The 26,644-nt window shown below is 64.4% G+C and carries 26 protein-coding genes; 15 read left to right on the top strand and 11 right to left on the bottom strand.

Annotated elements, in window-relative coordinates; translation table 11 throughout:
- Positions 1-485: 485 nt before the first annotated feature.
- Positions 486-1,163, top strand: a complete 678-nt coding sequence (locus NCS67_RS04060; protein ID WP_008350614.1) for an SDR family oxidoreductase — start codon at positions 486-488, stop codon at positions 1,161-1,163.
- Here the strand turns inward: NCS67_RS04060 and kdpE are convergent.
- Genes kdpE through NCS67_RS04040 form a run of 4 tightly spaced genes read right to left on the bottom strand, consistent with a single transcriptional unit; the run spans position 1,139 to position 4,049 of the window.
- Positions 1,139-1,837, bottom strand: a complete 699-nt coding sequence (gene kdpE / locus NCS67_RS04055) for a two-component system response regulator KdpE (RefSeq protein ID WP_250434315.1) — start codon at positions 1,835-1,837, stop codon at positions 1,139-1,141. The genes NCS67_RS04060 and kdpE overlap by 25 nt on opposite strands.
- 31 nt (positions 1,838-1,868) lie before the next feature.
- Positions 1,869-2,843, bottom strand: a complete 975-nt coding sequence (locus NCS67_RS04050) for a quinone oxidoreductase family protein (protein WP_008350618.1) — start codon at positions 2,841-2,843, stop codon at positions 1,869-1,871.
- 23 nt (positions 2,844-2,866) lie between these two features.
- Positions 2,867-3,256: a methylglyoxal synthase gene (locus NCS67_RS04045; protein WP_008350620.1), complete on the bottom strand. Its 390-nt coding sequence runs from the start codon at positions 3,254-3,256 to the stop codon at positions 2,867-2,869.
- 13 nt (positions 3,257-3,269) lie between these two features.
- Positions 3,270-4,049 carry an SDR family oxidoreductase gene (locus tag NCS67_RS04040; protein ID WP_008350622.1) on the bottom strand — a complete coding sequence of 260 codons (780 nt, stop codon included), beginning with the start codon at positions 4,047-4,049 and terminating at the stop codon, positions 3,270-3,272.
- Between the two features lie 212 nt (positions 4,050-4,261).
- Between NCS67_RS04040 and upp the strand changes: the two genes are divergently transcribed.
- The 9 genes from upp (at position 4,262) to rng (ending at position 12,377) form a co-directional block, all read left to right on the top strand.
- The gene (upp, locus tag NCS67_RS04035) at positions 4,262-4,915 is read left to right on the top strand and encodes a uracil phosphoribosyltransferase (protein ID WP_008350624.1); all 654 of its coding nucleotides are present in this window, start codon (positions 4,262-4,264) and stop codon (positions 4,913-4,915) included.
- Positions 4,916-5,233: 318 nt separating this feature from the next.
- Positions 5,234-5,962, top strand: a complete 729-nt coding sequence (locus tag NCS67_RS04030) for a YebC/PmpR family DNA-binding transcriptional regulator (protein WP_008350627.1) — start codon at positions 5,234-5,236, stop codon at positions 5,960-5,962.
- Between the two features lie 266 nt (positions 5,963-6,228).
- Positions 6,229-7,530, top strand: coding sequence for a phosphoribosylamine--glycine ligase (gene purD, locus NCS67_RS04025; protein WP_008350628.1), 1,302 nt, complete (start codon positions 6,229-6,231; stop codon positions 7,528-7,530).
- A gap of 133 nt (positions 7,531-7,663) precedes the next feature.
- Positions 7,664-8,623, top strand: coding sequence for an oxygen-dependent coproporphyrinogen oxidase (hemF, locus tag NCS67_RS04020; protein ID WP_008350629.1), 960 nt, complete (start codon positions 7,664-7,666; stop codon positions 8,621-8,623).
- Positions 8,614-9,291 carry a nicotinate-nucleotide adenylyltransferase gene (locus NCS67_RS04015; protein ID WP_008350630.1) on the top strand — a complete coding sequence of 226 codons (678 nt, stop codon included), beginning with the start codon at positions 8,614-8,616 and terminating at the stop codon, positions 9,289-9,291. Before hemF ends, NCS67_RS04015 begins: the two co-directional genes overlap by 10 nt.
- Positions 9,292-9,293: 2 nt before the next feature.
- Positions 9,294-9,746, top strand: coding sequence for a ribosome silencing factor (rsfS, locus tag NCS67_RS04010; protein ID WP_008350631.1), 453 nt, complete (start codon positions 9,294-9,296; stop codon positions 9,744-9,746).
- A gap of 14 nt (positions 9,747-9,760) precedes the next feature.
- Positions 9,761-10,231: a 23S rRNA (pseudouridine(1915)-N(3))-methyltransferase RlmH gene (gene rlmH, locus NCS67_RS04005; RefSeq protein ID WP_008350632.1), complete on the top strand. Its 471-nt coding sequence runs from the start codon at positions 9,761-9,763 to the stop codon at positions 10,229-10,231.
- A 54-nt stretch (positions 10,232-10,285) separates the two neighbouring features.
- Positions 10,286-10,900 carry a Maf family protein gene (locus NCS67_RS04000; RefSeq protein WP_008350633.1) on the top strand — a complete coding sequence of 205 codons (615 nt, stop codon included), beginning with the start codon at positions 10,286-10,288 and terminating at the stop codon, positions 10,898-10,900.
- Between the two features lie 7 nt (positions 10,901-10,907).
- Entirely contained in the window at positions 10,908-12,377 is a 1,470-nt protein-coding gene (rng, locus tag NCS67_RS03995; protein WP_008350634.1) for a ribonuclease G, read from the top strand.
- A 35-nt stretch (positions 12,378-12,412) separates the two neighbouring features.
- Here rng and msbA read toward each other — a convergent pair whose 3' ends face one another.
- Both msbA and NCS67_RS03985 read right to left on the bottom strand, forming a co-directional pair.
- The gene (gene msbA / locus NCS67_RS03990) at positions 12,413-14,140 is read right to left on the bottom strand and encodes a lipid A export permease/ATP-binding protein MsbA (RefSeq protein WP_502801846.1); all 1,728 of its coding nucleotides are present in this window, start codon (positions 14,138-14,140) and stop codon (positions 12,413-12,415) included.
- A gap of 142 nt (positions 14,141-14,282) precedes the next feature.
- The gene (locus NCS67_RS03985) at positions 14,283-15,560 is read right to left on the bottom strand and encodes an O-antigen ligase family protein (protein ID WP_250434310.1); all 1,278 of its coding nucleotides are present in this window, start codon (positions 15,558-15,560) and stop codon (positions 14,283-14,285) included.
- Between the two features lie 158 nt (positions 15,561-15,718).
- On the opposite strand from NCS67_RS03985, the gene NCS67_RS03980 reads away from it, so the two are divergent.
- A complete protein-coding gene (locus NCS67_RS03980; RefSeq protein ID WP_250434308.1) occupies positions 15,719-16,714 on the top strand; it encodes a glycosyltransferase family 2 protein in 996 nt (331 codons plus the stop codon).
- Between the two features lie 58 nt (positions 16,715-16,772).
- Complete coding sequence (locus NCS67_RS03975) at positions 16,773-17,534, top strand: glycosyltransferase family 2 protein (RefSeq protein ID WP_008350638.1); 762 nt, start codon at positions 16,773-16,775, stop codon at positions 17,532-17,534.
- Positions 17,535-17,539: 5 nt separating this feature from the next.
- Here the strand turns inward: NCS67_RS03975 and NCS67_RS03970 are convergent, their stop codons facing one another.
- Together NCS67_RS03970 and dnaE are read right to left on the bottom strand one after the other, a co-directional pair.
- Positions 17,540-18,604, bottom strand: a complete 1,065-nt coding sequence (locus NCS67_RS03970; protein WP_250434306.1) for a glycosyltransferase family 4 protein — start codon at positions 18,602-18,604, stop codon at positions 17,540-17,542.
- Positions 18,604-22,131, bottom strand: a complete 3,528-nt coding sequence (dnaE, locus tag NCS67_RS03965) for a DNA polymerase III subunit alpha (RefSeq protein ID WP_033536668.1) — start codon at positions 22,129-22,131, stop codon at positions 18,604-18,606. The genes NCS67_RS03970 and dnaE overlap by 1 nt, the downstream gene beginning before the upstream one ends.
- A 210-nt stretch (positions 22,132-22,341) precedes the next feature.
- Between dnaE and NCS67_RS03960 the strand changes: the two genes are divergently transcribed.
- A complete protein-coding gene (locus tag NCS67_RS03960) occupies positions 22,342-23,205 on the top strand; it encodes a sulfurtransferase (protein ID WP_008350644.1) in 864 nt (287 codons plus the stop codon).
- Positions 23,205-24,074 (top strand): tRNA glutamyl-Q(34) synthetase GluQRS, encoded by an 870-nt coding sequence (gluQRS, locus tag NCS67_RS03955; RefSeq protein WP_008350646.1) that lies wholly within the window; start codon positions 23,205-23,207, stop codon positions 24,072-24,074. The genes NCS67_RS03960 and gluQRS overlap by 1 nt, the downstream gene beginning before the upstream one ends.
- Positions 24,075-24,129: 55 nt before the next feature.
- On the opposite strand, the gene NCS67_RS03950 is transcribed toward gluQRS, so the two are convergent.
- Complete coding sequence (locus NCS67_RS03950) at positions 24,130-25,611, bottom strand: DEAD/DEAH box helicase (RefSeq protein ID WP_008350648.1); 1,482 nt, start codon at positions 25,609-25,611, stop codon at positions 24,130-24,132.
- Here NCS67_RS03950 and NCS67_RS03945 point away from each other — a divergent pair.
- Positions 25,610-26,011 carry a hypothetical protein gene (locus NCS67_RS03945; RefSeq protein WP_244807849.1) on the top strand — a complete coding sequence of 134 codons (402 nt, stop codon included), beginning with the start codon at positions 25,610-25,612 and terminating at the stop codon, positions 26,009-26,011. The genes NCS67_RS03950 and NCS67_RS03945 overlap by 2 nt on opposite strands.
- 64 nt (positions 26,012-26,075) lie before the next feature.
- Here NCS67_RS03945 and NCS67_RS03940 read toward each other — a convergent pair whose 3' ends face one another.
- Positions 26,076-26,432 carry an MliC family protein gene (locus tag NCS67_RS03940; protein ID WP_008350649.1) on the bottom strand — a complete coding sequence of 119 codons (357 nt, stop codon included), beginning with the start codon at positions 26,430-26,432 and terminating at the stop codon, positions 26,076-26,078.
- 37 nt (positions 26,433-26,469) lie between these two features.
- Entirely contained in the window at positions 26,470-26,625 is a 156-nt protein-coding gene (locus NCS67_RS03935) for a DUF6726 family protein (RefSeq protein ID WP_350029126.1), read from the bottom strand.
- Positions 26,626-26,644: the final 19 nt, after the last annotated feature.

Genomic DNA, 26,644 nt, shown 5'->3' with positions numbered 1-26,644 from the left:
CTGACGAGCTAGTTTTAGATGGCCGCTGGTTCAGCACGAAAGAGCTTCGGCACAGCGCTACGCGCTGCCGTTGGGTATGCAAGGGAAACCAAAGGGCGGCGATTGCAGTGAGATGGAGACGTTAGTAGAGAAGCACGCGCGGACCCGATTGACCCATCGGCCGCGAAGCGGGCCGGAGCTATCTGGTGCTGAACCTGTTCGTTGCGTGCCGAGTGATGGCAGACCGTGCGCGAGCCAAGCCCGGTGATTATGATGAGGGCACTCTTTAGGCGAGTGCCACCGAGAACGAGAGAACTACCCAAATTGCGTGTGACCGCGGGCCTGAAAAGCTGCTTTCTTTGCCTACTTTCTTTGCAGCAGCAAAGAAAGTAGGTGCCGCCCCGCACAGGGGCAACGTTAATAGACCGACACGAAACCGGGATCCGGCGAAAGCCGAAGCCACCGACCAAAAAAAAAGGAACCGCAAGCAAAGGAGACTTCCGCACATGAACTCGCTGAAGGTTCTGCTGATCGGCGCCCACGGCCGCACGGGCCGCCTCATCGCCGAGCGATTGCATCGGCAAGCCATGCCATTCCGCGCAATGCTGCGCAAATCCGCGCACAAGAGCGAGTTCGCGGCGATGGGCGCCGAAATCCTGCTAGGCGATCTCACCAACGACTTTTCTCACGCCTTCGATGACATCACGCATGTGATCTACGCAGCCGGATCGGCGGACAACGAAGGCGTCAACGAGGAACGCGCGATCGATCGCGATGCCGTCATGCGCACCGCCGATTACGCCAGGCGCCGCCGCGTGCAGCAGCTCGTCGTCGTGAGCGCGCTATCCGCACTTCATCCGGCGCGAAGCAGTTTTGCATTGCGCCATTACTCGCGGATGAAGCGCGAAGCCGACGAATACGTCGCGCATCGCGGTGTGCCGTTCGCGGTTCTTCGGCCAGGGCCTTTATCGGACGCGCCGCCGCGCGGGACCATCGCGCTCGCCGACGAACTCACTGAACACACGCCCGAAGTCGCACGCGCCGACGTCGCGCGCATCGCCGTGCGATGTGTGACGCTCGGCATCCGCGACCGATTGATCGCGTTCGTCGGCGGCGACGTGCCGATCGATACCGCGCTCGCTTCGCTCAGCGCGGTCCGTCACGCCACGCCGACGAGCCTGTAACCCACGCCCGTCTCGGTCACGATATGTTCCGGCTGCGCGGGATCGCGCTCCAGCTTCTGCCGCAGATGCGCCATGTAAATGCGCAGATAATGCGGGCTTTCGACATGCGACGGCCCCCACACTTCCACCAGCAATTGCCGATGCGTCAGCACTCGCCCCGCGTGACGCACGAGCGTCGATAGCAGCCGGTATTCGATCGGCGTCAGATGCACGTTTTCGGCGTGCTTCGTGACGCGGCGCAGCGCGAGATCGACGGTCACATCGCCGAAAGTCACGACCGGCGTCTCGCTCGCGGACGCCTGATTGCGCCGCCGCAAATGCGCGCGAATCCGCGCCATCAGCTCGGAAACGCCGAAGGGCTTCGTGAGGTAATCGTCGGCGCCGGCATCGAGCGCGGCGACTTTCTCCTCCTCCTGCGTGCGCGCCGACAGCACGATGATCGGCAGCGCGGTCCAGCCGCGCAGTTCGCGGATCACGTCGATGCCGTCGGTGTCCGGCAGGCCGAGATCGACGATCACGAGATCGGGCTTGCGCGTCGCGGCTTCGACGAGACCTTTCTGACCGGTGTCCGCTTCGTGGACCGTCATGCCCTGCGCTTCGAGCGACACGCGCACGAAGCGCCGAATCTGCTTCTCATCCTCGATCAGGACGACGGTAAAGGACGGCTCGCTCATCGGATAGCCGTCCGCGCGGTTTCGCGTCGCTTCACGGCAGAAGAATCGTCGAGCCGGTCGTCCTGCGCGCTTCGAGGTCTTCGTGCGCGCGCGCCGCTTCCGACAGCGGATAACGCTGGCGCACGTTCGTCTTCACTTTCCCCGACGACACGACATCGAACAGTTCCGCCGCCATCGTGTCGAGATCGCTGCGTTTGGCGATGTAGCTGAAAAGCGTCGGCCGCGTGAAATACAGCGAGCCGCGACCGGCCAGCTCCGACGAATCGAGCGGCGGCAACGGGCCCGACGAATTGCCGAAGCTCACGAAAAGCCCAAGCGGCGACAGGCAATCTAGCGACGCGATATACGTGTCCTTGCCGATCGAATCGTAGACGACAGGCACGCCCGCACCGTTCGTGATCTCGCGCACGCGCTGCGTGAAATTCTCGCGCGTGTAGACGATCGGATGATCGCAGCCGTGCGCCTTCGCGAGCTCGGCTTTCTCGTCGGAGCCGACCGTGCCGATCACCGTCGCGCCGAGCGCCTTCGCCCACTGACACGCGAGCATGCCGACGCCGCCGGCCGCCGCGTGGATCAGCACCGTGTCGCCCGCCTTCACGCGATACGTCCGGCGCAGCAGATATTGCGCGGTCAAACCCTGCAGCATGATCGACGCGGCATCTTCGTAGCCGATCGAATCGGGCAGCTTGACGACGTAATCCGCCGACATCACGCGCTCTTCCGCATAGGCGCCCGGCGGGCGCGACGCATAGGCGACGCGATCGCCCGGCTTGAACTGCGTGATGCCCTCGCCCACCGCCGTCACCTCGCCGGCCGCTTCCATGCCGAGGCCGCCCGGGAGCGGCATCGGATACAGGCCAGTGCGAAAGTACACGTCGATGAAATTGAGGCCCACCGCATGATGCTTCACGCGGATTTCGCCCTTGCCCGGCGCGCCCACGTCCACGTCGACCCACTTCATGACTTCGGGGCCGCCTGCCTTGTCGAATCGGATTGCCTTGGTCATCGCTCGTTCGTCTCCTTTGATCTTCAGGACGCCCGCGCGAAGCGCAGACGCAAGTCGTCGAGAATCATGCGCGCCGTCGCGATGTTGGTCGCGCACGGCACGTTGTGCACGTCGCAGGCGCGCACGAGCGCGTTGATGTCGGGCTCGTGCGGCTGCGGCGTCATCGGGTCGCGCAGGAAGATCACGATGTTCACGCGCCCTTCCGCCAGTTCCGCGCCGATCTGCAGGTCGCCGCCGTGCGGGCCGGACAGCTTGCGCTCGATCTCCAGCCCGTGCGCCGCCGCGATGCGTCCGCCGGTCGTGCCGGTCGCGACGAGATTGCATTGCGCGAGCGTGTCGACGAACTCGCCCGCCAGCGTGACGATGTCGTCCTTCTTCATGTCGTGCGCGATGAGCGCGACGCGTGTGGTCATCAGAGGCTCCGTCTCAGTAGGTGCCGGGATAAGCGCCGCCGTCGATCAGCAGATTCTGACCGGTGATGTAGCCCGCATGCACGCTGCAGAGGAACGCGCATGCCTTGCCGAATTCCTCCGATGTGCCGAAGCGGCCCGCGGGCAGGCTTTGCGCACGGCGCGCCCGCATTTCGTCGATCGAAATGTTCTGCGCCTTCGCCTGCGCTTCCATCGTCACGGCGATACGGTCGGTGTCGAACGTGCCCGGCAGGAGATTGTTGATCGTGACGCCCGTCGATGCGACCTTGCGCGCGACGCCGGCGACGAAACCGGTCAGGCCCGAGCGCGCGCCGTTCGAGAGACCCAGCACGTCGATCGGCGCCTTCACCGACGAACTCGTGATGTTCACGACGCGCCCGAAGCCGCGCTCGATCATCCCGTCGATGGTCGCCTTGATGAGCTCGATCGGCGTCAGCATGTTGCCTTCGAGCGCCTTGATCCACATCTCGTGCGTGAAAGTGCGGAAGTCGCCCGGCGGCGGCCCGCCCGCGTTGTTGACGAGAATGTCCGGCGCGGGACAGGCGGCGAGCGCGGCGGCGTGGCCTTCGGGCGTCGTGATGTCGCCCGCGACGGTCGTCACGGTGACGCCGTAAGTCGAGCGGATGTGCGCTGCCGTCGCTTCGAGCGTTTCCGCCGTGCGCGCGGTGATGACGAGATTCACGCCTTCGGCGGCGAGCGCTTCGGCGCAGCCGCGTCCCAGGCCCTTGCTCGCCGCGCATACCAACGCGGTGCGGCCCGCGATTCCCATATCCATCGTCTTTCCTCCAGTTGTCTTTCGTCACAGATCGTGACGTCTTCGCGCAATTCTAGAAGAATCGGGGCAGCAACGTCGGCGGCGGAAACGCCAAGGCCCGCGCGAATCTTCTTAGGCGTGCGCGGGCTTTTGGGTAAACTGTCGCCACTGTCCGCTCCCCGAGCGTCAGAGGCAGAACATCACACGAGCAGGACGCGCCGCGCGCGAGACCCATGAAACAAGACAGCCGCTTTCCCAATCTCTTCATCACCGATCATCCGCTGATCCAGCACAAGCTCACTCACATGCGCGACAAGGACACGTCGACGCGCACGTTCCGCGAGCTGCTGCGCGAAATCACGCTGCTGATGGGCTACGAAATCACGCGCAATCTGCCGCTTACGACCAAGCGCGTGGAAACGCCGCTCGTCGGGATCGACGCGCCGGTGATCGCCGGCAAGAAGCTCGCGATCGTGCCGGTGCTGCGCGCGGGCATCGGCATGTCGGACGGCCTGCTGGATCTCGTGCCCTCGGCGCGTGTCGGGCATATCGGCGTGTATCGCGCGGACGATCATCGTCCGGTCGAGTATCTCGTGCGTCTGCCGCCCGATCTCGAAGAGCGCGTCTTCATTCTGTGCGATCCGATGGTCGCGACGGGCTACTCGGCGGTGCACGCCGTCGACGTGATGAAGCGCCGCAACGTGCAAGCCGAAAACATCATTTTCGTCGCACTGGTCGCCGCGCCCGAGGGCGTGAAGGTGTTCCAGGACGCGCATCCGGATGTGAAGCTGTATGTCGCGTCGCTCGATTCGCATCTGAACGAGCATGCGTATATCGTTCCGGGTCTCGGCGACGCGGGCGACCGTCTCTTCGGCACGAGGAATTAAGCGTTCGCCGGAACCATTCCAGCCGCCGCGCGATTCTGCGCGGCGGTTTGCGTTTACGGCTTCGTTCGCGCGAATTCCACGCGATTCGACGGAATTTCGCACGGTTTGCGCCGATTTTCGCGTTCCGGCCCGTGCCACTCGGCATTGAGAGCGCACGACGCCATGCTAAAATTTCGGTCTGTTCCTATTCGGGTCAGGCCGGATCGAAACGATCCCCGAGCGAACCCGACCGCGGCCGAGCAGCGCGCGGCAGACAGACACATTCAGCACGACAGCACACTAGGCGCCCGGCAGGTCCGCGCGCGATGGAGAAAGGTAATGGCGGGTCATTCGAAATGGGCCAACATCAAGCATAAGAAAGCCGCGGCCGACGCGAAGAAAGGCAAGGTCTGGACGCGCCTCATCAAGGAAATCCAGGTCGCGGCGCGCATGGGCGGCGGCGAGATCGATTCGAACCCGCGGCTGCGCCTCGCCGTCGACAAGGCCTACGACGCCAACATGCCGAAGGACAACATCAACCGCGCGATCCAGCGCGGCACCGGCGGCGTCGATGGCGCGAACTACGAGGAAATCCGCTACGAAGGCTACGGTATCGGCGGCGCGGCGATCATCGTCGACACGATGACGGACAACCGCACCCGCACCGTCGCGGAAGTGCGCCACGCGTTCTCGAAGTTCGGCGGCAACATGGGCACGGACGGGTCGGTGTCGTTCATGTTCGATCACGTCGGCCAGTTCCTGTTCGCGCCCGGCACGCCGGAAGACAAGCTGATGGACGCCGCGCTCGAAGCCGGCGCGGACGACGTCGTGACGAACGAGGACGGCAGCATCGAAGTGGTCTGCCCGCCGAACGATTTCCAGAAGGTGAAGGACGCGCTCGAAGCCGCGGGCTTCAAGGCGGAACTCGCCGAAGTGACGATGAAACCGCAGACGGAAGTCGAATTCAGCGGCGACGACGCAGTGAAAATGCAAAAACTGCTCGACGCGCTCGAAAATCTCGACGACGTGCAGGAAGTCTATACAAACGCCGCGATCAACGAAGACTGAGCTTTCCGAGCTTCGTAGCGCAGGGGCGCGGCGGCATCGAAGTCCGCCGCGGCCTCGCATGGAACATCTTTCGCTTCGGCTGCCATGCCGGAGCAGCGCCGCACGGCCTTCGCGGCGCGGCATCGCCCGAGGAAGGCGCGTGACGCAGCCGATGTCAGCGCGAGCCGCCTTCGCGACGCCATGACGAGTGTCATACGCGCGCTTTACGGTCGATGCGCCCGCCGCTTTTTCTCAAGCCGCTTTTTGTCAGGATTTCGGGGATTCACATGAAGTTACTCGTCGTCGGTTCCGGCGGCCGCGAACATGCGCTGGCCTGGAAGCTCGCGCAATCGCCGCGCGTGCAGATCGTCTATGTCGCGCCGGGCAACGGCGGCACCGCGCAGGACGAGCGCCTGCGCAACGTCGACATCACGGATCCGGCGGAACTCGCCGATTTCGTCGAGAAGGAACATGTCGCGTTCACGCTCGTAGGGCCGGAACAGCCGCTCGCCGCGGGCATCGTCAATCTGTTCCGTTCGCGCGGGCTGAAAATCTTCGGCCCGAGCAAGGAAGCCGCGCAGCTCGAAAGCTCGAAGGACTTCGCGAAGGCGTTCATGAAGCGCCACAACATTCCGACCGCCGAATACGAGACGTTTTCCGAGCTCGCCGCCGCGCACGCCTACATCGACGCCAAAGGCGCGCCGATCGTCATCAAGGCGGACGGCCTCGCCGCCGGCAAGGGCGTCGTCGTCGCGATGACGCTGGAAGAAGCGCACGCCGCCGTCGATTCGATGCTCGCCGACAACAAGCTCGGCGACGCCGGCGCGCGCGTGGTGATCGAGGAGTTTCTGGCGGGCGAGGAAGCGAGCTTCATCGTGATGGTCGACGGCAAGCACGTCCTGCCGCTCGCGTCGAGCCAGGACCACAAGCGCCTGCTCGACGGCGACAAGGGCCCGAACACCGGCGGCATGGGCGCGTACTCGCCCGCGCCGATCGTCACGCCGCAACTGCACGCGCGCGTGATGCGCGAAATCATCCAGCCGACGGTGCGCGGCATGGAAAGCGAAGGCATCCGCTTTACCGGTTTCCTGTACGCCGGCCTGATGATCGACGCGAACGGCAATCCGAAAACGCTCGAGTTCAACTGCCGCATGGGCGACCCCGAGACGCAGCCGATCATGGCGCGCCTGAAGGGCGATTTCTCGAAGGTCGTGGAAATGGCGATCGACGGCAAGCTCGACACCGTCGATCTGGACTGGGACCGCCGCACCGCGCTCGGCGTGGTGCTCGCGGCCCATAACTATCCGGATACGCCGCGCAAGGACGACCGCATCAGCGGCATTCCCGCGGAAACCGAGAATTCGGTCACTTTCCATGCCGGCACGACGCTCACCGACGGCAAGCTCACGACCTCGGGCGGGCGCGTGCTGTGCGTCGTCGGCCTGGCGGATTCCGTGCGCGGCGCGCAATCCGTGGTCTACGATACAGTCAACCAGATCTCGTTCGACGGCATGCAGTATCGGCGCGACATCGGCTATCGCGCGCTGAATCGCAAGCAGACGGCGGAAAAACCCGGCGACAAGCACTGACACGGCGCGGCGCACGCCGCCCAAGCACCCGCGCTGCCGGACCTCGTGTCCGGCAGCGTGCTTTTGAGAGTTTCGATACGAAGGGTTAACCCCTGCCATTCAAGGCCGCCCACAGGGGCGCACGCAGCAATCGATGAGTGAACCGAACCGCAGCGCGGAACAACGCACACAATCCGACGCAGCCCACGATATCGCCGCCGTTCGCGATTATCTGAGGGGCCTGCAGACGCGCATCGCCGATGCGCTCGGCGCCTTCGACGGCACCGCCTTCGCTACCGACGCCTGGACCCGCGAGCCCGGCGCGCATCTGCGCGGCGGCGGCGTGACGCGCATCCTCGAAGGCGGCGGATTCTTCGAGCGCGGCGGCATCGGCTTTTCGGATGTGCAAGGCGACGCGCTGCCGCCCTCGGCGAGCGCGGCGCGTCCGCAACTCGCCGGACGCGGTTTCGAGGCGCTCGGCGTCTCGCTCGTCATGCATCCCCGCAATCCGCACTGCCCGACCGTGCACATGAACGTGCGTATGCTCACGGCGACCAAAGACGGCGAAGCGCCGATCTTCTGGTTCGGCGGCGGCATGGATCTCACGCCGATCTACGGCTACGAGGAAGACGCGCGGCATTTCCATCAGGTTTGCCGCGATTCGCTCGATCCGTTCGGCGCGGAGTTGTATCCGCGTTTCAAGACCTGGTGCGACGAGTACTTCTATTTGAAGCATCGCAACGAGCAGCGCGGCATCGGCGGAATTTTCTTCGACGATTTCTCGGAGCCGGGCTTCGAGCGCTCGTTCGCGATGATGCGAAGCGTCGGCGATGCGTTCCTGAAGGCGTATCTGCCGGTCATCGAACGACGCCGCGACACGCCCTACACGGAGCGCGAGCGCGAGTTTCAGGCGTATCGGCGCGGGCGTTATGTCGAGTTCAATCTCGTGTTCGACCGCGGCACGCACTTCGGCCTGCAAAGCGGCGGACGCACCGAATCGATTCTGATGTCGATGCCGCCCGTCGCGAACTGGCGCTATGACTGGAAGCCCGCGCCCGGCACGCCGGAAGCGCGGCTGTACGAAGACTTTCTGGTGCGCCGGGAATGGCTGTGACGCCCTGCGCCAAGCGCGTCGGCCTGCTCGGCGGCACATTCGATCCGATCCACAACGGGCATCTCGCGCTCGCGCGGCGCTTCGTCGAGTTGCTGCAACTGACCGAGCTCGTACTGCTGCCCGCCGGACAGCCGTGGCAGAAGGCGGGCGTATCGGCGCCGGAGCATCGGCTGGCGATGACGCGTGCGGCGGCGGCATCGCTTTCGCTCGATGGCGTGCAGATCGTCGTCGCCACCGATGAGATCGACCGCCACGGCGACACGTACACCGTCGACACGCTCGCGCACTGGCGCGAGCGCGAAGGCGCGGACGCGTCGATCACGCTCTTGATGGGCGCGGACCAGTTGGTCAAGCTCGATTCGTGGCATCAGTGGAAGCGGCTCTTCGACTACGCGCATATTTGCGTGGAAACGCGCGCCGGCTTCGACGTCGCGACGCTGCCCGCCCCGGTCGCGGCCGAATTCGAAGCGCGCCGCGCATCGCCCGACGTTTTGCGCGGGAGTCCGCACGGTCACATGCACATCGACGAAATGCTGCTACTCGACGTATCCGCCACGGCGATCCGCGAAGAAGCGCGTTCGATGAACGGTGCGACCGACGCCCGCGCGCAGGTCCCATCCGCCGTATGGGACTATATTGTTCAACATCACCTGTACCAGACATCGTAACTATGGAACTTCAGAAGCTGCAACGCGCGATCATCGACGGTCTCGAAGACGTCAAGGCGCAAGACATCAAAGTGTTCAACACGACCCATCTGACGTCGCTTTTCGACCGCGTGGTCGTGGCGAGCGGCACGTCCAACCGCCAGACCAAGGCGCTCGCCAACAGCGTGCGCGAGAAGGTCAAGGAAGCGGGCGGCGACATCGTCAGCACGGAAGGCGAAGAGATCGGCGAATGGGTGCTGGTCGACTGCGGCGACGCGGTCGTGCACATCCTGCAACCCGCTCTGCGTCAGTACTACAACCTCGAGGAAGTCTGGGGCGACAAGCCCGTGCGCGTGAAGCTCCAAAGGCCGAACATGTTCGGCGGCGCGAGCGTCACCGCCGATGAAGACGAGGACGACGAAGACGACGCGCCCGCCGTCAAACGTCCCGCGCGGAAGACCGTGCGCAAGCACTGACACCGCTTCGTTTCATGAAGCTGGTCATCCTCGCCGTCGGACACAAGATGCCCGACTGGATCACGAATGGCTTCGACGAATACGCGAAGCGCATGCCGCCCGAACTGCGCATCGAGCTCAAAGAGATCAAGCCGGAACAGCGCTCGTCGGGACGCAATGCCGAGAGCGTGATGGCGGCCGAAAAGCAGCGCATCGAAGCCGCCTTGCCGAAGAACGCGCGCGTCGTCGCACTCGACGAACGCGGCCGCGACTGGACCACGATGCAACTCGCGAACGCCCTGCCCGGCTGGCAGCAGGACGGGCGCGACGTCGCGTTCGTGATCGGCGGCGCGGACGGGCTGCATCCGGAGGTGAAATCGCGCGCGGAACTGATGCTGCGCATTTCGAGCCTGACGTTGCCGCATGGCATGGTGCGCGTGCTGCTCGCCGAACAGCTTTACCGCGCGTGGAGCATCACGCAGAATCATCCCTATCATCGCGCTTGAGGGTGCTTCGACGCTGGATCGAATGCCCCGCGCGTCATTCGAATCCACATCACGATGCCGACTCATCCCTACGTTTATCTCGCCTCGCAAAGCCCACGCCGTCAGGAGTTGCTTCTTCAACTGGGCGTGCAGTTCGAACTCCTTCTTCCCCGTGCCGATGAAAACGCCGAAGCGCTCGAAGCCGAGTTGCCCGGCGAAGCCGCCGATGCGTACGTCGTGCGCGTGTGCGCGTTAAAGGCAAAGGCCGCGCGCGCGCGATTGCTCGCCGGCGGCTTCGCGTCCGCGCCGATTCTCGTCGCCGATACGACCGTCACCATCGACGGGCTGATTCTCGGCAAGCCGCTTCACGAAGAAGACGCCGTCGCGATGCTCGAACGCCTCGCAGGCCGCGAGCATGAAGTGCTGACGGCGCTCGCCGTCGTCGATGCCGATGGCGCGTTGCTGGAACCCGCGCTCTCGCGCTCGCAAGTGCGTTTTTCGAACGTCGACCGTGCTGCGCTGCAACGCTACGCGGCATCGGGCGAGCCGCTCGGCAAGGCGGGCGCGTACGGCATTCAGGGCCGCGCGGCCGAGTTCATCGAGCGAATCGACGGGTCCTATTCGGGTATCATGGGTCTGCCCCTTTTCGAAACCGCTGCTCTCTTGCGCCTGGCGCGCGTCGCATTCTAAACAGGCCATGAACGAAGAAATCCTGATCAACGTCACACCCCAGGAAAGCCGCGTCGCACTGGTTCAGCAAGGCGCCGTTCAGGAGCTTCACGTCGAGCGCACGCTTTCGCGCGGGCGCGTCGGCAACGTCTATCTCGGCAAGGTCGTGCGCGTGCTGCCGGGCATGCAGTCCGCGTTCATCGACATCGGTCTCGAGCGCGCCGCGTTTCTTCATGTGGCGGATATCTGGCATCCGCGCATCGCGGGCGAGCCGCATAACTCACAGCCGCACACGCCGATCGAAAAGATCGTCTTCGAAGGTCAGTCGCTGATGGTGCAGGTCGTGAAAGACCCGATCGGCACCAAGGGCGCGCGCCTGTCGACGCAGGTGAGCATCGCGGGACGCACGCTGGTGTATCTGCCGCAGGAGCCGCATATCGGCATCTCCCAGAAGATCGAGAGCGAAGCGGAGCGCGAGGCCGTGCGCGCGCGACTGACCGCCGTCCTGCCCGCCGACGAGAAAGGCGGCTACATCGTGCGGACCATCGCCGAAGACGCGACGAGCGAAGAACTCGCGGCCGACGTGGCGTACTTGCGCAAGACCTGGGCGACGATCGTCGCGCAAGCGCAGCGCGTGCCGCCCACCACGCTGCTCTATCAGGATCTGAACCTCGCGCAACGCGTGCTGCGCGATTTCGTCAACGACGAAACCACGCGTATTCAGGTCGATTCGCGCGAGACGTTTCAAATGCTCGCGGATTTCGCCGCGGAGTTCACGCCGGCGGTGGCGTCGCGTCTGCATCATTACACCGGCGAGCGGCCGCTCTTCGATCTGTACAACATCGAGGCGGAGATTCAGCGGGCGCTGTCGCGGCGCGTCGATCTGAAGTCGGGCGGCTATCTGATGATCGACCAGACCGAAGCGATGACGACCATCGACGTGAATACGGGCGGGTATGTCGGCGCGCGCAACTTCGACGACACGATCTTCAAGACCAATCTCGAAGCCGCGCATACGATCGCGCGGCAACTTCGTTTGAGGAATCTCGGCGGGATCATCATCATCGATTTCATCGACATGGAGAATGTCGAGCATCGCGATCAGGTGCTGGGCGAGCTGAAGAAGGCGCTCTCGCGCGACAGAACGCGCGTGACCGTGAACGGCTTTTCGCAGCTCGGGCTCGTCGAGATGACGCGAAAGCGCACGCGCGAGTCACTGGCTCACGTGCTGTGCGAGCCGTGTCCGGTGTGTCAGGGCAAAGGTCAGGTGAAGACGCCGCGCACCGTCTGCTACGACGTGCTGCGCGAAATCATGCGCGAGTCGCGGCAATTCAATCCGCGCGAGTTTCGCGTGGTGGCTTCGCAGCAGGTGATCGATCTGTTTCTGGAAGAGGAATCGCAGCATCTGGCGATGCTGATGGACTTCATCGGGAAGCCGGTTTCGCTGCAGGTGGAGAGTAATTTGTCGCAAGAGCAATACGACATCGTGTTGATGTAGCCTCGCCCAAAGTCATTCGAGCGAGGCCGACTGCCTCACGCCGCCTGCTGCTGATACTGAATCCGATGCAGATGCGCGTACAAGCCGTCCTTGCGCAGCAACTCCGCATGACTGCCCTGCTCCGCGATCTTCCCCGCTTCCATCACGAGGATGCGGTCGGCGCGCTCGATCGTCGAGAGCCGGTGCGCGATGACGAGCGTCGTGCGTCCTTTCATCAGCGTCTCGAGCGCCGACTGCACGTGCCGCTCCGATTCCGAGTCCAGCGCCGAGGTCGCCTCGTCGAGAATCAGGATCGGCGCGTCCTTGTAGATCGCGCGCGCGATCGCGAGACGCTGGCGCTGCCCGCCCGACAGACGCATGCCGTTGCCGCCGACGAGCGTGTTGATTCCGTCCGGCAAGGACGCGACGACATCCGCGAGATTCGCCGCCGTCAGCGCCGACATCACGCGTTCGGGGTCCGGCGTCTGCCCGTACGCGACATTCGCGGCGATCGTATCGTTGAAGAGCACGACGTCCTGGCTGACCATCGCGAGCTGGCCGCGCAGGTCGTGCAGGTTGTACTCGCTGATCGGCACGCCATCGACGAGCAACTGGCCGGCGCGCGGATCGAAGAAGCGCGGCAGTAGATTCACGAGCGTCGTCTTGCCGCTACCAGAGGGGCCCGCGAGCGCGACCATCTCGCCCGGCGCGACCTTGAACGACACGCGATCGAGCGTCGGCCGGTCGACCGAGCCATAGCTGAACGACACGTCGCGGAATTCGACTTCGCCGCGCGCGCGTTCGAGACGCCGGCCGCCGCCATCGGGCTCGGCCGGCTCGTCGATCAGGCCGAAGATCAGCTCGGCCGCCGTCATGCCGCGCTGCAAGGGCTGATTGATGTCGATCAGATGCTTGAGCGGCGAGATCACGAGCAGCATCGACGTGACGAACGCGACGAAGCCGCCGACCGTCGTCTGATCGTTGGCCGATTGTACGACCGCGATCGTGATGACGATGGCGAGCGCGATCGATGCGAGAAACTGCGTAAGCGGCTGTGCGAGACCACCCGAGACTTGCATGCGCATCGAGTAGCCGCGCAACCGCTGGCTCATCTCCGTGAAGCGGTCGATTTCGTACGGCTCGCCGTTGTGCACCTTGACGACTTTGTAGCCGCCGACCGTCTCCTCGACGATATACGACAGATCGTTCGTCAACGACTGATGCTCGCGATTCAGGCGCCGCAGCCGGCGGTTGATCTTGCTGACGAGCCAGCCGATCGCCGGCAGGATCACCGCGACGATCAGCGTGAGCCGCCAGTTGAGGATGAACAGATAGCCGAGCAGGAACACGACCGTGAGCGAATCGCGCACGAGCGTCACGACCACGCTCTGCAGCACGCTCAGGATCTGATTGACCTCGAAGACGATCGCGTTGATGACCGTGCTCGCGGTTTCGCGCTGAAAGAAGCCCGCGCTCGTATGGATCATGCGCTGGAACATTTCGAGCCGCAGTTGCAGCAGGATCTTGTTCGTCACGTAGGAGAGAAAATAGCCCGATGCGTATTGTGCCCCGCCGCGCACCAGCGCAAGGCCGATGACCGCTGCAGGCACGAGCCATTTCGCATGATCGCTGCTCTTCGAGCCGAAACCATGGTCGAGCAGCGGCTTGAGCAACATCGGAATGCCGGCCTCGGTCGCGGCGACGATACCCATCGTCAGCAGGCCTAGCATCACCATGCCGAGCAGCGGACGGATATACGGCCATAGCCGTTTCATGACGGCCATGGGCGAGCTGCTTTCCTCGCCGCCGATCGGTTTGCGCAAACTTGCCTGGTTGTTCAAGAGCGTATCTCCACTTCGCACGGCGCCGGAATCGCCTGTCGCGCAAGGTTTGTTGGTTTGGTCATCAGCCAGGACGGCTCGCCGATCAGCCGATCGGACCGCGGCCCGGGTTGCCTTGCGGCTGGCGCGTGTCGTGTGTGATGACCGCGAGCAGCACGGCCCAGAAAAGCGCGATGAGCGCCGTGCTCATCACCACCGTGAACACGTCGATGCTCAAACCGAAGATGATAACCGACCCCGACACCGCGATCCCGCAATAGGCGGCCGTCGAAACGTCCCGTTGCGGCGATTTCCGATAGCGCACGAAATACAGAAGCGGCCCGAAGTAGAGCAAGGCCAGACAGACGACGCCCACCGCGCCGAGTTCGGATATCGTCGAAAAGAACTCGCTATGCGCGCGCTGATTGACGATGAAGCCCGGAACTTCGCCCTTGTTCGCCATCTCTTTCAGCGACGCCTCCAGATGCCCCTTACCGACGCCCAGCAGCGGATGCGCCTCGAACAGATGGATCGACGCGCGCCAGAGCTGCAAACGTGCACCGATGGAACTGTAGGCGCCCGAGCCTTCCGAAAGCATCACGAGATCCGAGCGCGTCGCCATCACGCGTTCGCGGCCGAGCGGCGACGCGAGCAAGGCGGACATCGCCACGATCGCGACCAGCAACGCGGCGAGCCAATGTCGTCGCCGCCTGATCCAGCCGAAATTGAGCGAGCACAGCACGAGGAACAGCGGGATCGCGAGCCATCCGCCGCGCGTGCCGGACAAGTAGGATGCATACACGCCGCCCGCGAGCCCCAGAAGCTTGATCGCAATACCGACGCGTTTTACGAGCACGTTGGGGTAGTCGTCCCAGCGCATCGTCATCACTGAGAGAAAGCCGAGCAGGAGCGCCGTATTGCCGTAGGGAATCGGATTCGTATAGTCGTTGCCGAGACGATTGAGATCGTTGATCGTCATGTGCAGGTTGCTGTCGACGGCCCAGAGGCCCGCGCCGATCGCGCCCAGCGCGCAACCCCAGCCGAGCGCCTTCAGGTAGCGGACCGGGAGATTCACGAGCAGCAGAAAAATAGGCAGGCTCAGCGCCAGACGAGAAAGGCCGTCGAATTCACGCGGCAGATAGTAGCCTTCGATCGCCTGTTGCAGCGGCAGATAAACCATGAAGCACAGCATGGCTGCGGTGTACCACGGATAAGCGGTGACGAGCAGACGGCCCTTCAGCCGAAACGGCTTGCTGAATCCGGCAAAGAGCGCAATAGCGAGCAACAGGAAAAAGCAGTAACCGGTTCCACCGCGCACGATCAGTGTGGTCGCGGGCGCCAGCAAAACCATGCCGGCGATGACATAACGCAGAATTTTTTCCAAATCGATGAACCTGACATGGGTTCGACCGGCCGTTCCGGTCGCGCGCCCCGAAAACCCGCGATATTATAGCCGTTGCCGCCTGGCACGCTCTTCGCTCACGGAACGCCTGACTCGCGCCGGGAAGGCATGCCGGTCATTCCATGCGTTGTGAATCCGAAATGCCAGCGACACCTAAAACAGAGCCGGACGCACCGCTCGCCAGCCTCCTGCTCATCACGTTCAATCAGGAAGAAACCGTCGCCGACGCCATCCGCGGCGCTCTGGCCCAAACCTGGACGCCGCTCGAAATCCTCATTTCCGACGACGCCTCCGCCGACGGCACCTTCTCTGTCGCCGAACGCTGCGTGCGCGATTATCGCGGCCCGCACACCGTGCGCCTCTATCGCAACGAGAAGAATCTCGGCATCAGCGCGCATCTGAGCGCGCTCGCGGCACGCGCATCGGGGGAAATGCTCTTCATCGCGGCGGGAGACGATATCTCCCGCCCCGAGCGCGTCGAGCGCGTGATGCGCGACTGGCTCGCGAGCGACAGGCGCTACGACCTCGTCGCGACGGACCTGCAGGATATCGACGCCGACGGCAATGCGCACGGCGTGCTGCGCGTGACCGACCTCGACGGCTACCGCACCTTCGAAGACTGGTCGCGGAACCGGCCGCACGTCGTCGGCGCGGCGCATGCCTGGGCGCGGCGTCTCTTCAACGAATTCGGGCCGATCGCGCCCGGCATCTACGGTGAGGACCAGATCATGACGTTTCGCGCGATCATGAGTCACGGCGCTCATACGCTGCATGAACCGCTCGTGCAGTACCGGCGCGGCGGACTGTCGAGAAAGCGCAAATGGCGCACGCCCGCGGATTTCGTCGCGCGCATCAAGCTGGCGAACGTCAACGGTACGGGCGAAACGAGCCAGCTCGTGAGCGATGCCGAGAAAGTGGGCGTCGGCGGCCCGATGCGCGCGCTGCTCGCGAAGAAGTCCGCGCGCGAAAGCTATGTCAGCGCGATGTTCGGCGAGCGCTCGCTCGCGCGCAAGCTCGCGCTCGTCATGGCGTCGAAAGACGTGGACTTCGGCTTTCGCGTCAAAATGTTCGTCTATGCGACGTGTCCGTGGCTGCTTTCCCCGTTCTTCTTCGTGAAGTGGCATGTGCGCGGATGAGCGCGCGAGCGTCGCGCCCGGCAGAACAACAAGGCGCTAGCGCCACTCGAAAGGCACCATGACATTTCCAACCCTCGGCATCGCCATCATCACCCACAACGCGGCCGCGCGGCTCGCGCAATGCCTGCAGGCCGTTTCCTTCGCCGATGAAATCGTCGTCGTCGACGGCGGCAGCAGCGATGCGACCGTGGGCATCGCCGAGGCGCATCGCGCGCGCGTGATCGTGGCGCGCGACTGGCCAGGCTTCGGCCCGCAGAAGAACCGCGCGCTCGACGCGCTCTCGACCGACTGGGTGCTGTCCATCGACGCCGACGAGATCGTGTCGCCCGAACTGGCCGCTTCGATCCGCGCCGCGATCACCGATCCGCAAGCCGACGTCTACGCGGTCGACCGCCTGTCGAGCTTCTGCGGCACATGGGTGAAGCACAGCGGCTGGTATCCCGACTGGATTCCGCGCCTGTTCCGGCGCGGCACGGCGCGCTTCTCGCCCGATCTCGTGCACGAGCGGCTCGTGCTGTCGACCGGCAAGCCCGTCGTGCGCCTTTCCGGCAAGCTGATGCACTACTCCTACGAGGATTTCGAAGCGGTATTGCGCAAGCTCGACGCCTACTCGACGGCGGGTGCGCAACAACGCCACGCGGCCGGAAAGCGCGGCAGCTTCGGCATCGCGGTGTCGCGCGGCGCGTGGGCGTTCGTGCGGACTTACGTGCTGCGCCGCGGCTTTCTGGACGGCAAAACCGGCTTCATGATCGCGCTATTCAACGCGCAGACGGTCTACTACCGGTTCCTGAAGCTGGCGCATCTCAACGAAGCGCGCTGATTGGCTCAGCGCTTCGCATCGATGTCACGCGCGAGATCGAGCAAAGCGCGCACATGCGACTCGACGCTCGCGTCATAGCGCACCGCGCCGGCTAGCGCGCGCGGGGCGTCGCGCCGCGCTTCGATCGCCTCCTGCACCGTGCGGCGCAGATCGTCGGCGTCGCCAGGTTTGAAGACGTGCTTCGCGTGATCTGCAATGGCGTCGCAACAGCCGATGCACGCCGGGAAGATCACCGGCGTCCCGGACATCACCGATTCGATGCCGACGAGTCCGAATGGCTCGTAGCTCGACGCAAGAATGGTGAAATCCGCCGCGCGATACGCATCTTCGATGTTCTTCGCGTAGCCGACATAGCGCACGTTCGCTGCCGGCTTCTCGGGCGCGCGGCCCGCGACGGCGATCACGACGTTCATCCCGGCGAGCGCCTTCTCGATCAGCGGCAAGCCCTTGCGCTCGTGGCTGCTCGACGGAAACAGCAGCACGGTTTCATCCGGTTCGAAGCCGAACTGTTCGCGCAGACGCGCACGCGCAGCGGCACCGACGGGCGAAAATCGCGCGCCGTCGACGGGCGGATAAAGCACGCGAATCTTGCGGATATCCACGCCATACAACGCGCGCAGCTCGTCGCTCATCATGTCCGAATGCGCGACGACCACGTTCGCGTGCGCGTATTGACGCCGCTCCAGTGCGATCTGCCGCGTGTCCGAGGGTTTCTCGCGCCGCCCGGTCGCGCGCAGGAAGCCGAGATGGGTGCCGCCGCAAATGGCGATCTCGGAACCTTCCACGCGATTGCAGCCGATGAGCACATCGACCTTCGCCTTCTTGCGCGCACGCTTGAGCGCCCACGAGAAATACGCGTCGCGCAGCTTGCCCGGCAGAAACGACACCTTGATGCGATGCGGCTCGATCAATCGGCTTTCGGGCAGCGACGTGTCGATCTTGCGGGCGAAAAACGCGGGCTTGCGCTTGCCTTCGAAGCCCGCGGCGGCGAGGCCGCGCACGAGATCCATCGCGTAGCGTTCGAGTCCGCCGGAATGCTTGAGCGCATTCGCCGAAATGCCGATCCGCATCAGTAGACGATTTCGATCGCGCTGCCCGCGAATTCGCCGCGCAGCGCCGTGATGAGATCGTCGGTCGGCTTCACGCGCCACGCGTCGCCGAGGCGCACTTCGCCTTCGGCATGCTCGCTGCGATAGACGATGCTCACGTTCAGGCCGTTCGGAATCGGCGCGCTTTGACGCTGGCGGCCGTTCTCCTTCACGGGCATGGGCGGCGGCGCTTCCTGCGCGCCCGCCGCATGCGCTTCGAGCACGCGGCGCAGGCGCAAGGCATCGGCGTTGCCGTTCATCTCGACCTTGACCGACTGCGCGTAGCGGCTGCGCGCGCGTTCGAGGTCCATCGCCGTATCGACGGTGAAACGGATGCCGCCCGTGAACGCGTCGTTGCGCGCCATGCCCTGCACGACGAGCAGCTCGTCTTCCTTGAAGAGCGCCTTGTTCGCTTCGAACTGCTCGTTGAAGACGGTGACTTCGCATTGGCCGCTGCCATCGTCGAGATTCACGATCAGCATCTTGCCGCGCTGGGTCATCTGCGTGCGCATGGCGGAGATCACGCCCGCGATGAGCTTGTCGCGCCCTTCCTTTAGCTCGCCGATCTTCTGGCGCACGAAGCGGCGCACTTCACCCTTGTAGGCATCGAACAGATGGCCCGACAGATAGAAGCCGAGCGCGGTCTTTTCTTCCTGCAGACGCTTCTTGTCGGACCACTCGGCTTCGTCGACGTACTCGTGCTTCGCGAGCGGCGCGTCGCCCATGTCGAAGAGGCCGGCTTGCATTGCGTTGGCGGCGGCCTGATCGGCGGCTTCCATCGCCATCGGGACGGAGGCGAGCAACTGCGCGCGATTCGCGTGAATCGAATCGAACGCGCCCGCGCGGATCAGCGCTTCCACCGTGCGCCGATTCACGACACGACGGTCGATGCGCTCGCAGAAGTCGAACAGATCGACGAACGGGCCGTCTTCGCGCGCACGCAGAATCTCTTCGATTGCGTTCTGGCCGCTGCCTTTCACCGCACCAAGGCCGTAGCGAATGGTTTTCGAGCGCTTGCCATCGGCTTCCGCGACCGGTTCGAAGCGATACGCCGACTGGTTGATATCGGGCGGCAAAACCGCCATGCCGTTCGCCAGGCAGTCTTCGAACAGGATCTTGACCTTGTCCGTGTCGTCCATGGCGAGCGACATGTTGGCGGCCATGAATTCCGCCGGATGATGCGCCTTCAGCCACGCCGTGTGATACGCGAGCAACGCATACGCCGCAGCGTGCGACTTGTTGAAGCCGTAGCCGGCGAACTTCTCCATCAGGTCGAAGGTCTCGTCCGCCTTCTCGCGCGTGAGGCCGTTCTTCGCCGCGCCTTCCGCGAAAATCTCGCGATGCTTGGCCATTTCCTCGGGCTTTTTCTTGCCCATCGCGCGACGCAGCAAGTCCGCGCCGCCGAGCGAGTAGCCGCCGATGATCTGCGCCATCTGCATCACCTGCTCCTGATAGACCATGATGCCGTAGGTCTCTTTCAGAACAGGTTCGACGCGCGGATCCGGATATTCGACGATCTCGCGCCCGTGCTTGCGCGCGCAGAAGCTCGGGATCAGGTCCATCGGGCCCGGCCGATACAACGCAACCAGCGCGATGATGTCCTCGAAGCGGTCCGGCTGCGCGTCCTTCAGCATGCCCTGCATGCCGCGGCTTTCCAGCTGGAACACGGCGACGGTGTTCGCTTTCTTCAATATCTGGAACGAGGCCGGATCGTCGAGCGGAACCTGCGCGAGGCTCCAGTCCTTCTTCGACGGATCGAGGCGGCGAATATAGCGCTCCGCCCAGTCCAGAATCGTCAGCGTGGTGAGGCCCAAAAAGTCGAACTTCACGAGGCCGACGGCTTCGACGTCGTCCTTGTCGTACTGACTGACGACGCCGCCGTCTTCGCCTTGCGTGTAGAGCGGGCAGAAGTCCGTGAGCTTGCCCGGCGCGATCAGCACGCCGCCCGCGTGCATGCCGACGTTACGCGTCAACCCTTCAACGCGCTGCGCGAGTTCGAGCAGTTGATGCACTTCGTCTTCGGAATCGAAGCGTTCCTGAAGCGTGGGCTCTTCCTTCATCGCGTCCGCGATGGTCACGTGCTTGCCCGGCTTGAACGGAATCAGCTTCGCGACGCCGTCGGTGAACATGTAGCCGAGATCGAGCACGCGGCCGATGTCGCGCACCGCCGCCTTCGCCGCCATCGTGCCGAAGGTCGCGATCTGCGACACGGCATCCGCGCCGTACTTGCCCTTCACGTACTGAATGACGCGGTCGCGCCCTTCCTGACAGAAGTCGATGTCGAAGTCGGGCATCGACACGCGTTCCGGGTTCAGGAAGCGCTCGAACAGCAGGTTGTAGCGCAGCGGATCGAGATCGGTGATGCCGAGCGCGTACGCGACGAGCGAACCCGCGCCCGAGCCCCGCCCCGGACCGACCGGCACGCCATTGTTCTTCGCCCACATGATGAAGTCGGCGACGATCAGGAAGTAGCCCGGAAAGCCCATCTTGATGATCGTGCCGCATTCGAAATCGAGGCGCGCGTAGTACGTTTCGCGCTGCGCGCTGCGTTCGGCTTCATCGGGATAAAGCTGTTGCAGACGGACTTCGAGGCCTTCCTTCGACAACTGCACGAGGTAGTCGTCGAGCGACATGCCGTCGGGCGTCGGGAACAGCGGCAGCTTCGGCTTGCCGAGTTCGAGCGTCAGATTGCAGCGCTTCGCGATCTCGACAGTGTTCGCGAGCGCCGACGGAATGTCCGCGAAGAGCGCGCACATCTCGTCCTGCGTGCGGAAATACTGGTCCTGCGTGAAGCGCTTCTGCCGACGCGGATTCGCGAGGATATCGCCTTCGGAGATGCACACGCGCGCTTCGTGCGCGGTGAAGTCGTCGGGCGTCATGAACTGCATCGGATGCGTCGCGACGACCGGCAACTTCAGCTTCGCCGCGAGCTTGACCGCTTCCTGCACGTAAGCCTGCTCGCCCGGCTGACCGGCGCGCTGCAGTTCGATGTAGAACGCGTTCGGAAAGAGCTTCGTCCAGCGCTCGGCGTTGCGTTGCGCGGATTGCACGTTGCCCGCCGCGAGCGCCATGCCGATATCTCCGCCCTGCGCGCCCGAAAGCGCGAGCAGTCCCGTTGCGAGCCCTTCTTCGAGCCATTCGACCATCACCTCGGCGCGGCCGCGATACTGGTTCGTGAGCCACGCGCGGCTCAACAGCTCGCACAGGTTGAGGTAGCCCTGTTTGTCGCGAACGAGTAACAGGAGGCGCGAAGGCTTGTCGCGATCGGCGGGATTGGTAATCCAGACGTCGCAACCGGCGATGGGCTTCACGCCCATGCCGCGCGCTTCCTTATAGAAGCGCACGAGACCGAATGCGTTGCCGAGATCGGTCAGCGCGAGCGCGCCTTGCCCGTCTTTTGCGGCAGCCTTGACGACGTCGTCCAGCCGCACGATGCCGTCGGCGATCGAGAATTCGGAGTGGACGCGGAGATGAACGAAGCGGGGATCTGACATGGCGGTATTGTACATGCGGGCCATCGGCTGAACCGGCGCCGAAGGGCACGTTAGCCGAACGGATAAGGCCCGCGCCGCGCCCGGAATTGCGCGTGCGCAAGGCTTCGCGACGCGTCAGCGGGAATCCGGCGAAGATGCGGGCCGTTTGCGGGATAATACGTGTTTTGCGCGCGATTTTCGCCCGCACTTTTTACCCGTCACAGCCGTTTTGCGCGTCATCCGATCATGAGCATCCTGAATCTCTCCGCCTATAAATTCGTCACCATCGAAGACGGCCCCGCGTGGCGGCCGCTCGTCACCGAACGCTGCAACGCGCTCGGTCTGAAGGGCACGATTCTGCTGGCGCCGGAGGGCATCAATCTGTTCATCGCTGGGCCGGTCGCCGAGGTCCGCGAGTTCATCGATTACATCCGCACGGACGCGCTCTTCGGCGGCCGCTTCGCCGATCTGCAATTCAAGGAAAGCCTTTCCGCGAAGCAGCCGTTTCGCCGCATGCTGGTGAAGCTCAAGCGCGAAATCATCACGATGAAGAAGCCCGCGATCAGGCCGGAACTCGGCCGCGCGCCGTCCGTCGACGCGCCCACGCTCAAAGCCTGGCTCGACCGCGGCCACGACGACGAAGGCCGTCCTGTCGTGATGCTCGACACGCGCAACGCATTCGAGGTCGATGTCGGCACGTTCGACAACGCGCTCGACTACCGCATCACGAAGTTCAGCGAGTTTCCTGAAGTGATCGAGCAGAATCGGGCGGATCTGGACGGCAAGACGGTCGTGTCGTTCTGCACCGGCGGGATTCGCTGCGAGAAAGCCGCGATTCACATGAAGGAAGTGGGCATCGAGCATGTTTATCAGCTTGAAGGCGGCATTCTGAAGTATTTCGAGGAAGTCGGCGGCGCGCACTACAACGGCGAGTGCTTCGTGTTCGATTACCGCACGGCGCTCGATCCGAACCTGCAGCCGACCGCAACCGCACAATGTTTCGGCTGCCGCGCGGTGGTGTCGGTCGAAGATCAGCAGTCGCCGTTCTACAAGCCGGGCGAGACGTGCCCGGCTTGCCATCCCGACGCGAAGGTCGGCGCCGCCGCGTAATGATTTATCGGGGACGATTTGCGCCCTCACCCACCGGCCCGCTGCATGCGGGCTCGCTCGTCAGCGCGCTCGCGAGTTTTCTCGATGCGCGCGCGCACGGCGGACGCTGGATCGTGCGCGTCGAAGATGTCGACGCACCGCGCACGGTTCCCGGCGCCGCCGATGAAATCCTCGCGACGCTCGAACACTTCGGCATGCACTCGGACGAGCCGCCCGTCTGGCAGAGCGCGCGCGGCGACGCGTATCGCGCCGCGTTCGAGCGTCTTCAGGCGACGGGTCTCATCTATCCGTGTGGTTGCACGCGCCGCGAAATCGCCGACTCGCTGGTGAACGCCCACGCGCGCCATGCGACGCTCGCCTATCCGGGAACGTGCCGCACCGGCCTGCACGGCAAGCCCGCGCGCGCGTGGCGGCTGCGCGTGCCGGACGGCGACGCGGCAGTCGTCAGGTTCGTCGATCGCTGGCAAGGCGCGCAGACGCAGGATCTCGCGACCGAAGTCGGCGATTTCGCGCTGAAACGCGCCGATGGACTGTGGGCCTATCAGCTCGCGGTCGTCGTCGACGATGCCGATGCCGGCATCACCCACGTCGTGCGCGGCGCCGACCTGCTCGATTCGACCGCGCGGCAAATCTACTTGCAGCAGTGCCTTGGCGTGCCGACGCCGGAATACCTGCATGTGCCTGTGGTCAACAACGGCATCGGCGAAAAGCTGAGCAAGCAGACGGGCGCGGCGCCGCTCGATCGCAACGCGCCGCTCGATGCGCTCGTCGAAGCGGCGCGGCATCTGGGCATCGAAGCGCCGGCCGCATCGCTGGAAACGTTCTACAGCGCCGCAACGGCGGAATGGGCGAAGCGTTTCGCGCGCTAGACGCAAAAAAGGCAGCCGCGCGGGCTGCCTCTTTCGATTCGAAGCGCAACGAAAATCACGACTTGCGCGGCATGCCCAGACCGCCGAGCAACGCCGCGAGCGGCTGCTTCGGCGCGCTCTTGCGCTCGGACTCGACCGTTTCTTCCTGACGCTTCATCGCCGAGGGCGACGGCTCGTACGGCTTTAGGAAAAATTCGTCGATGGGCTGCTGACGGCCGCGCGGGCGATCGTGCGTGCCCGTCGTGCGGCGGCGCGGACCCGACTCGTCGCGCGGCGAATGCCGATGCTCCGTGCGCTCCGGTCGACCGAATCGCTCGTCACGACGCGGCGCCGATGCGTCGCGGCGCGCGCGAATCGTCACTTCGAGCGGCTCGACCTGGAGCGGACGCTTGATCAGCTTCTCGATGTCGGCGAGCTGCTTGCGCTCGTTCGCGCTGCACAGCGACAGCGCATCGCCCGATGCGCCCGCGCGCCCGGTCCGGCCGATGCGGTGCACGTAATCTTCCGCGTTGAACGGCAGATCGAAGTTGATGACCGCCGGCAATTCGGCGATATCGAGACCGCGCGCGGCGACGTCGGTGGCGACGAGCGCCTCGATCTCGCCGCGCTTGAACGCGTCGAGCGCCTGCATGCGTTCGCTCTGCGAGCGGTCGCCGTGAATCGCCGTCGCGACGATGCCGTCCTTCTCCAGCACGCGCGCGAGGCGGCTCGCGCCGATCTTGCTATTGCAGAAAACGATCACCTGCTTCAGTTCGCGCTCGCGGATGAGCTGCGCGACTGCGCCGGATTTGTCGCTCTCGTGCACTTCGTAGACGATCTGGCGCACATTCGCATTCGTCGAATTGCTGCGCGCGACTTCGATCGTCTGCGGATTGCGCAGATACGTGGACGCGAGCTTCTTGATTTCCGGCGAGAACGTCGCCGAGAACAGCAGCGTCTGACGTTCCTTCGGCAGCAGATTCAGGATGCGCTGGAGATCGGGCAGAAAGCCCATGTCCAGCATGCGATCGGCCTCGTCGAGCACGAGCATCTGAACCTGACCGAGATTCACCGTCTTCTGCTGAACGTGATCGAGCAGACGGCCCGGCGTCGCGATCAGGATCTCGACGCCACGGCGCAACGCGTCGGACTGCGGATTCATGTCGACGCCGCCGAACACGACCGTGCTGCGCAGCGGCGTGTGCTTCGAGTAAGTCTGCACGTTGGCGGCGACCTGGTCAGCGAGCTCGCGCGTCGGCGTGAGCATCAGCGCGCGCACCGGATGACGCGCAGGCGAGGCGCTCGTGTTCGCGCTCGGCAAGAGCCGCTGGATGATGGGCAGCGAGAAACTCGCGGTCTTGCCGGTGCCGGTCTGCGCGGCGCCCATGACGTCGCGGCCCGCGAGGACGACGGGAATGGCCTGCGCCTGAATCGGCGTGGGCGTCGTGTAGCCGGACTCGCGCACCGCTTTCAGGATGTCGGCGGACAAACCGAACTGGTCGAACGTCGGCGCTGCGGCCGGTGCGGTGGACGTGTTCGTGGCGACGGAATCGGACATGGTGACTATATTGGCTTTCGCTAAAATGCCGCACGATGCGGCGCGCGTAAAAAACTCGGTCGGTTGTTTCGGTCGATCGTCTCGATCGGTTGCTTACGCGGATGGTTTCGTTGGTGCACGCGGCGCGTCGGTCAAGCGCAAGGTGCGCGCGCTGGACGGGGCGGCCGGTCAATCGAGCATCACGCCCCGCTCATTGCTCTGTTTCGATCCGCGTGCCGGCGTTCCGATGGAACACGGCTTCGATGACGCCTTCAAGGCACGCGGCATCGCGCGATCTGTCTTCCAAAGCGGCCGGGCGCTCGACGCCCAGTGCCCGCTCAAGCGGCATCGAACGGCGATGCCGGAAATTCTGGACCCGATCCGGCCGCGATTTTTACAGCCGGAAAGCCGCACATTGTAGCACCGCGCGCCGAAGCGCTCCGGCGGCGCGAGAGCGCACCCGGAGCGTACAGCAAGCGGCGCGCCTATTTCTTGCGCGCCTCGCAATCGGCGAGCAGCGGCGGCGAATCTTTCGCGGCCATCTCATCGTAGAGATTCGCCTGCGGGCCCTTGGTCCACCACGTATATTGATCGGCGACGTATTTCGCGCCCGATCCCGCGATCACGTTGACGAACAGGAGCTTACGTCCGTCGACGGTCAACGCCGCGAAGCTCTGATGGTTGCGCGTGTTCGTGTATTGAACGGACACGCTTTTGCCGTCCTTGCAGTCGTAGCGCGTGGTCTGCGTCGACGCGGTCTGGATCTGCGGCACGGTGAGCGGCATGGCGAGCGCCGCCTGGGCGCCGAGCAACGCGAGCATGATCGCAATCGGTTTTTTCATCGTTCGATTCACTTGTGTCTGGTGCGCGAGGCAGCGCTCAAGGGTCGATGACTGCCGCGCATGCGTCGGTCGGCGCGGCAGCGACATGCCCGACCACCGGCACGATTTTCAGTCCCGCCGACGCGATCCGGCACGGCGCCGCCGCAAGTCCGCAGCCCGAAAGCGCCACGCAGACCACGACGAGCGCGGACATCGGTTTCCATTTCACTTGC

It is taken from the genome of Caballeronia sp. ATUFL_F2_KS9A, assembly GCF_023630765.1.
Taxonomy (GTDB): domain Bacteria; phylum Pseudomonadota; class Gammaproteobacteria; order Burkholderiales; family Burkholderiaceae; genus Caballeronia; species Caballeronia zhejiangensis.
This window is presented reverse-complemented; position numbering and strand designations above follow the sequence as displayed.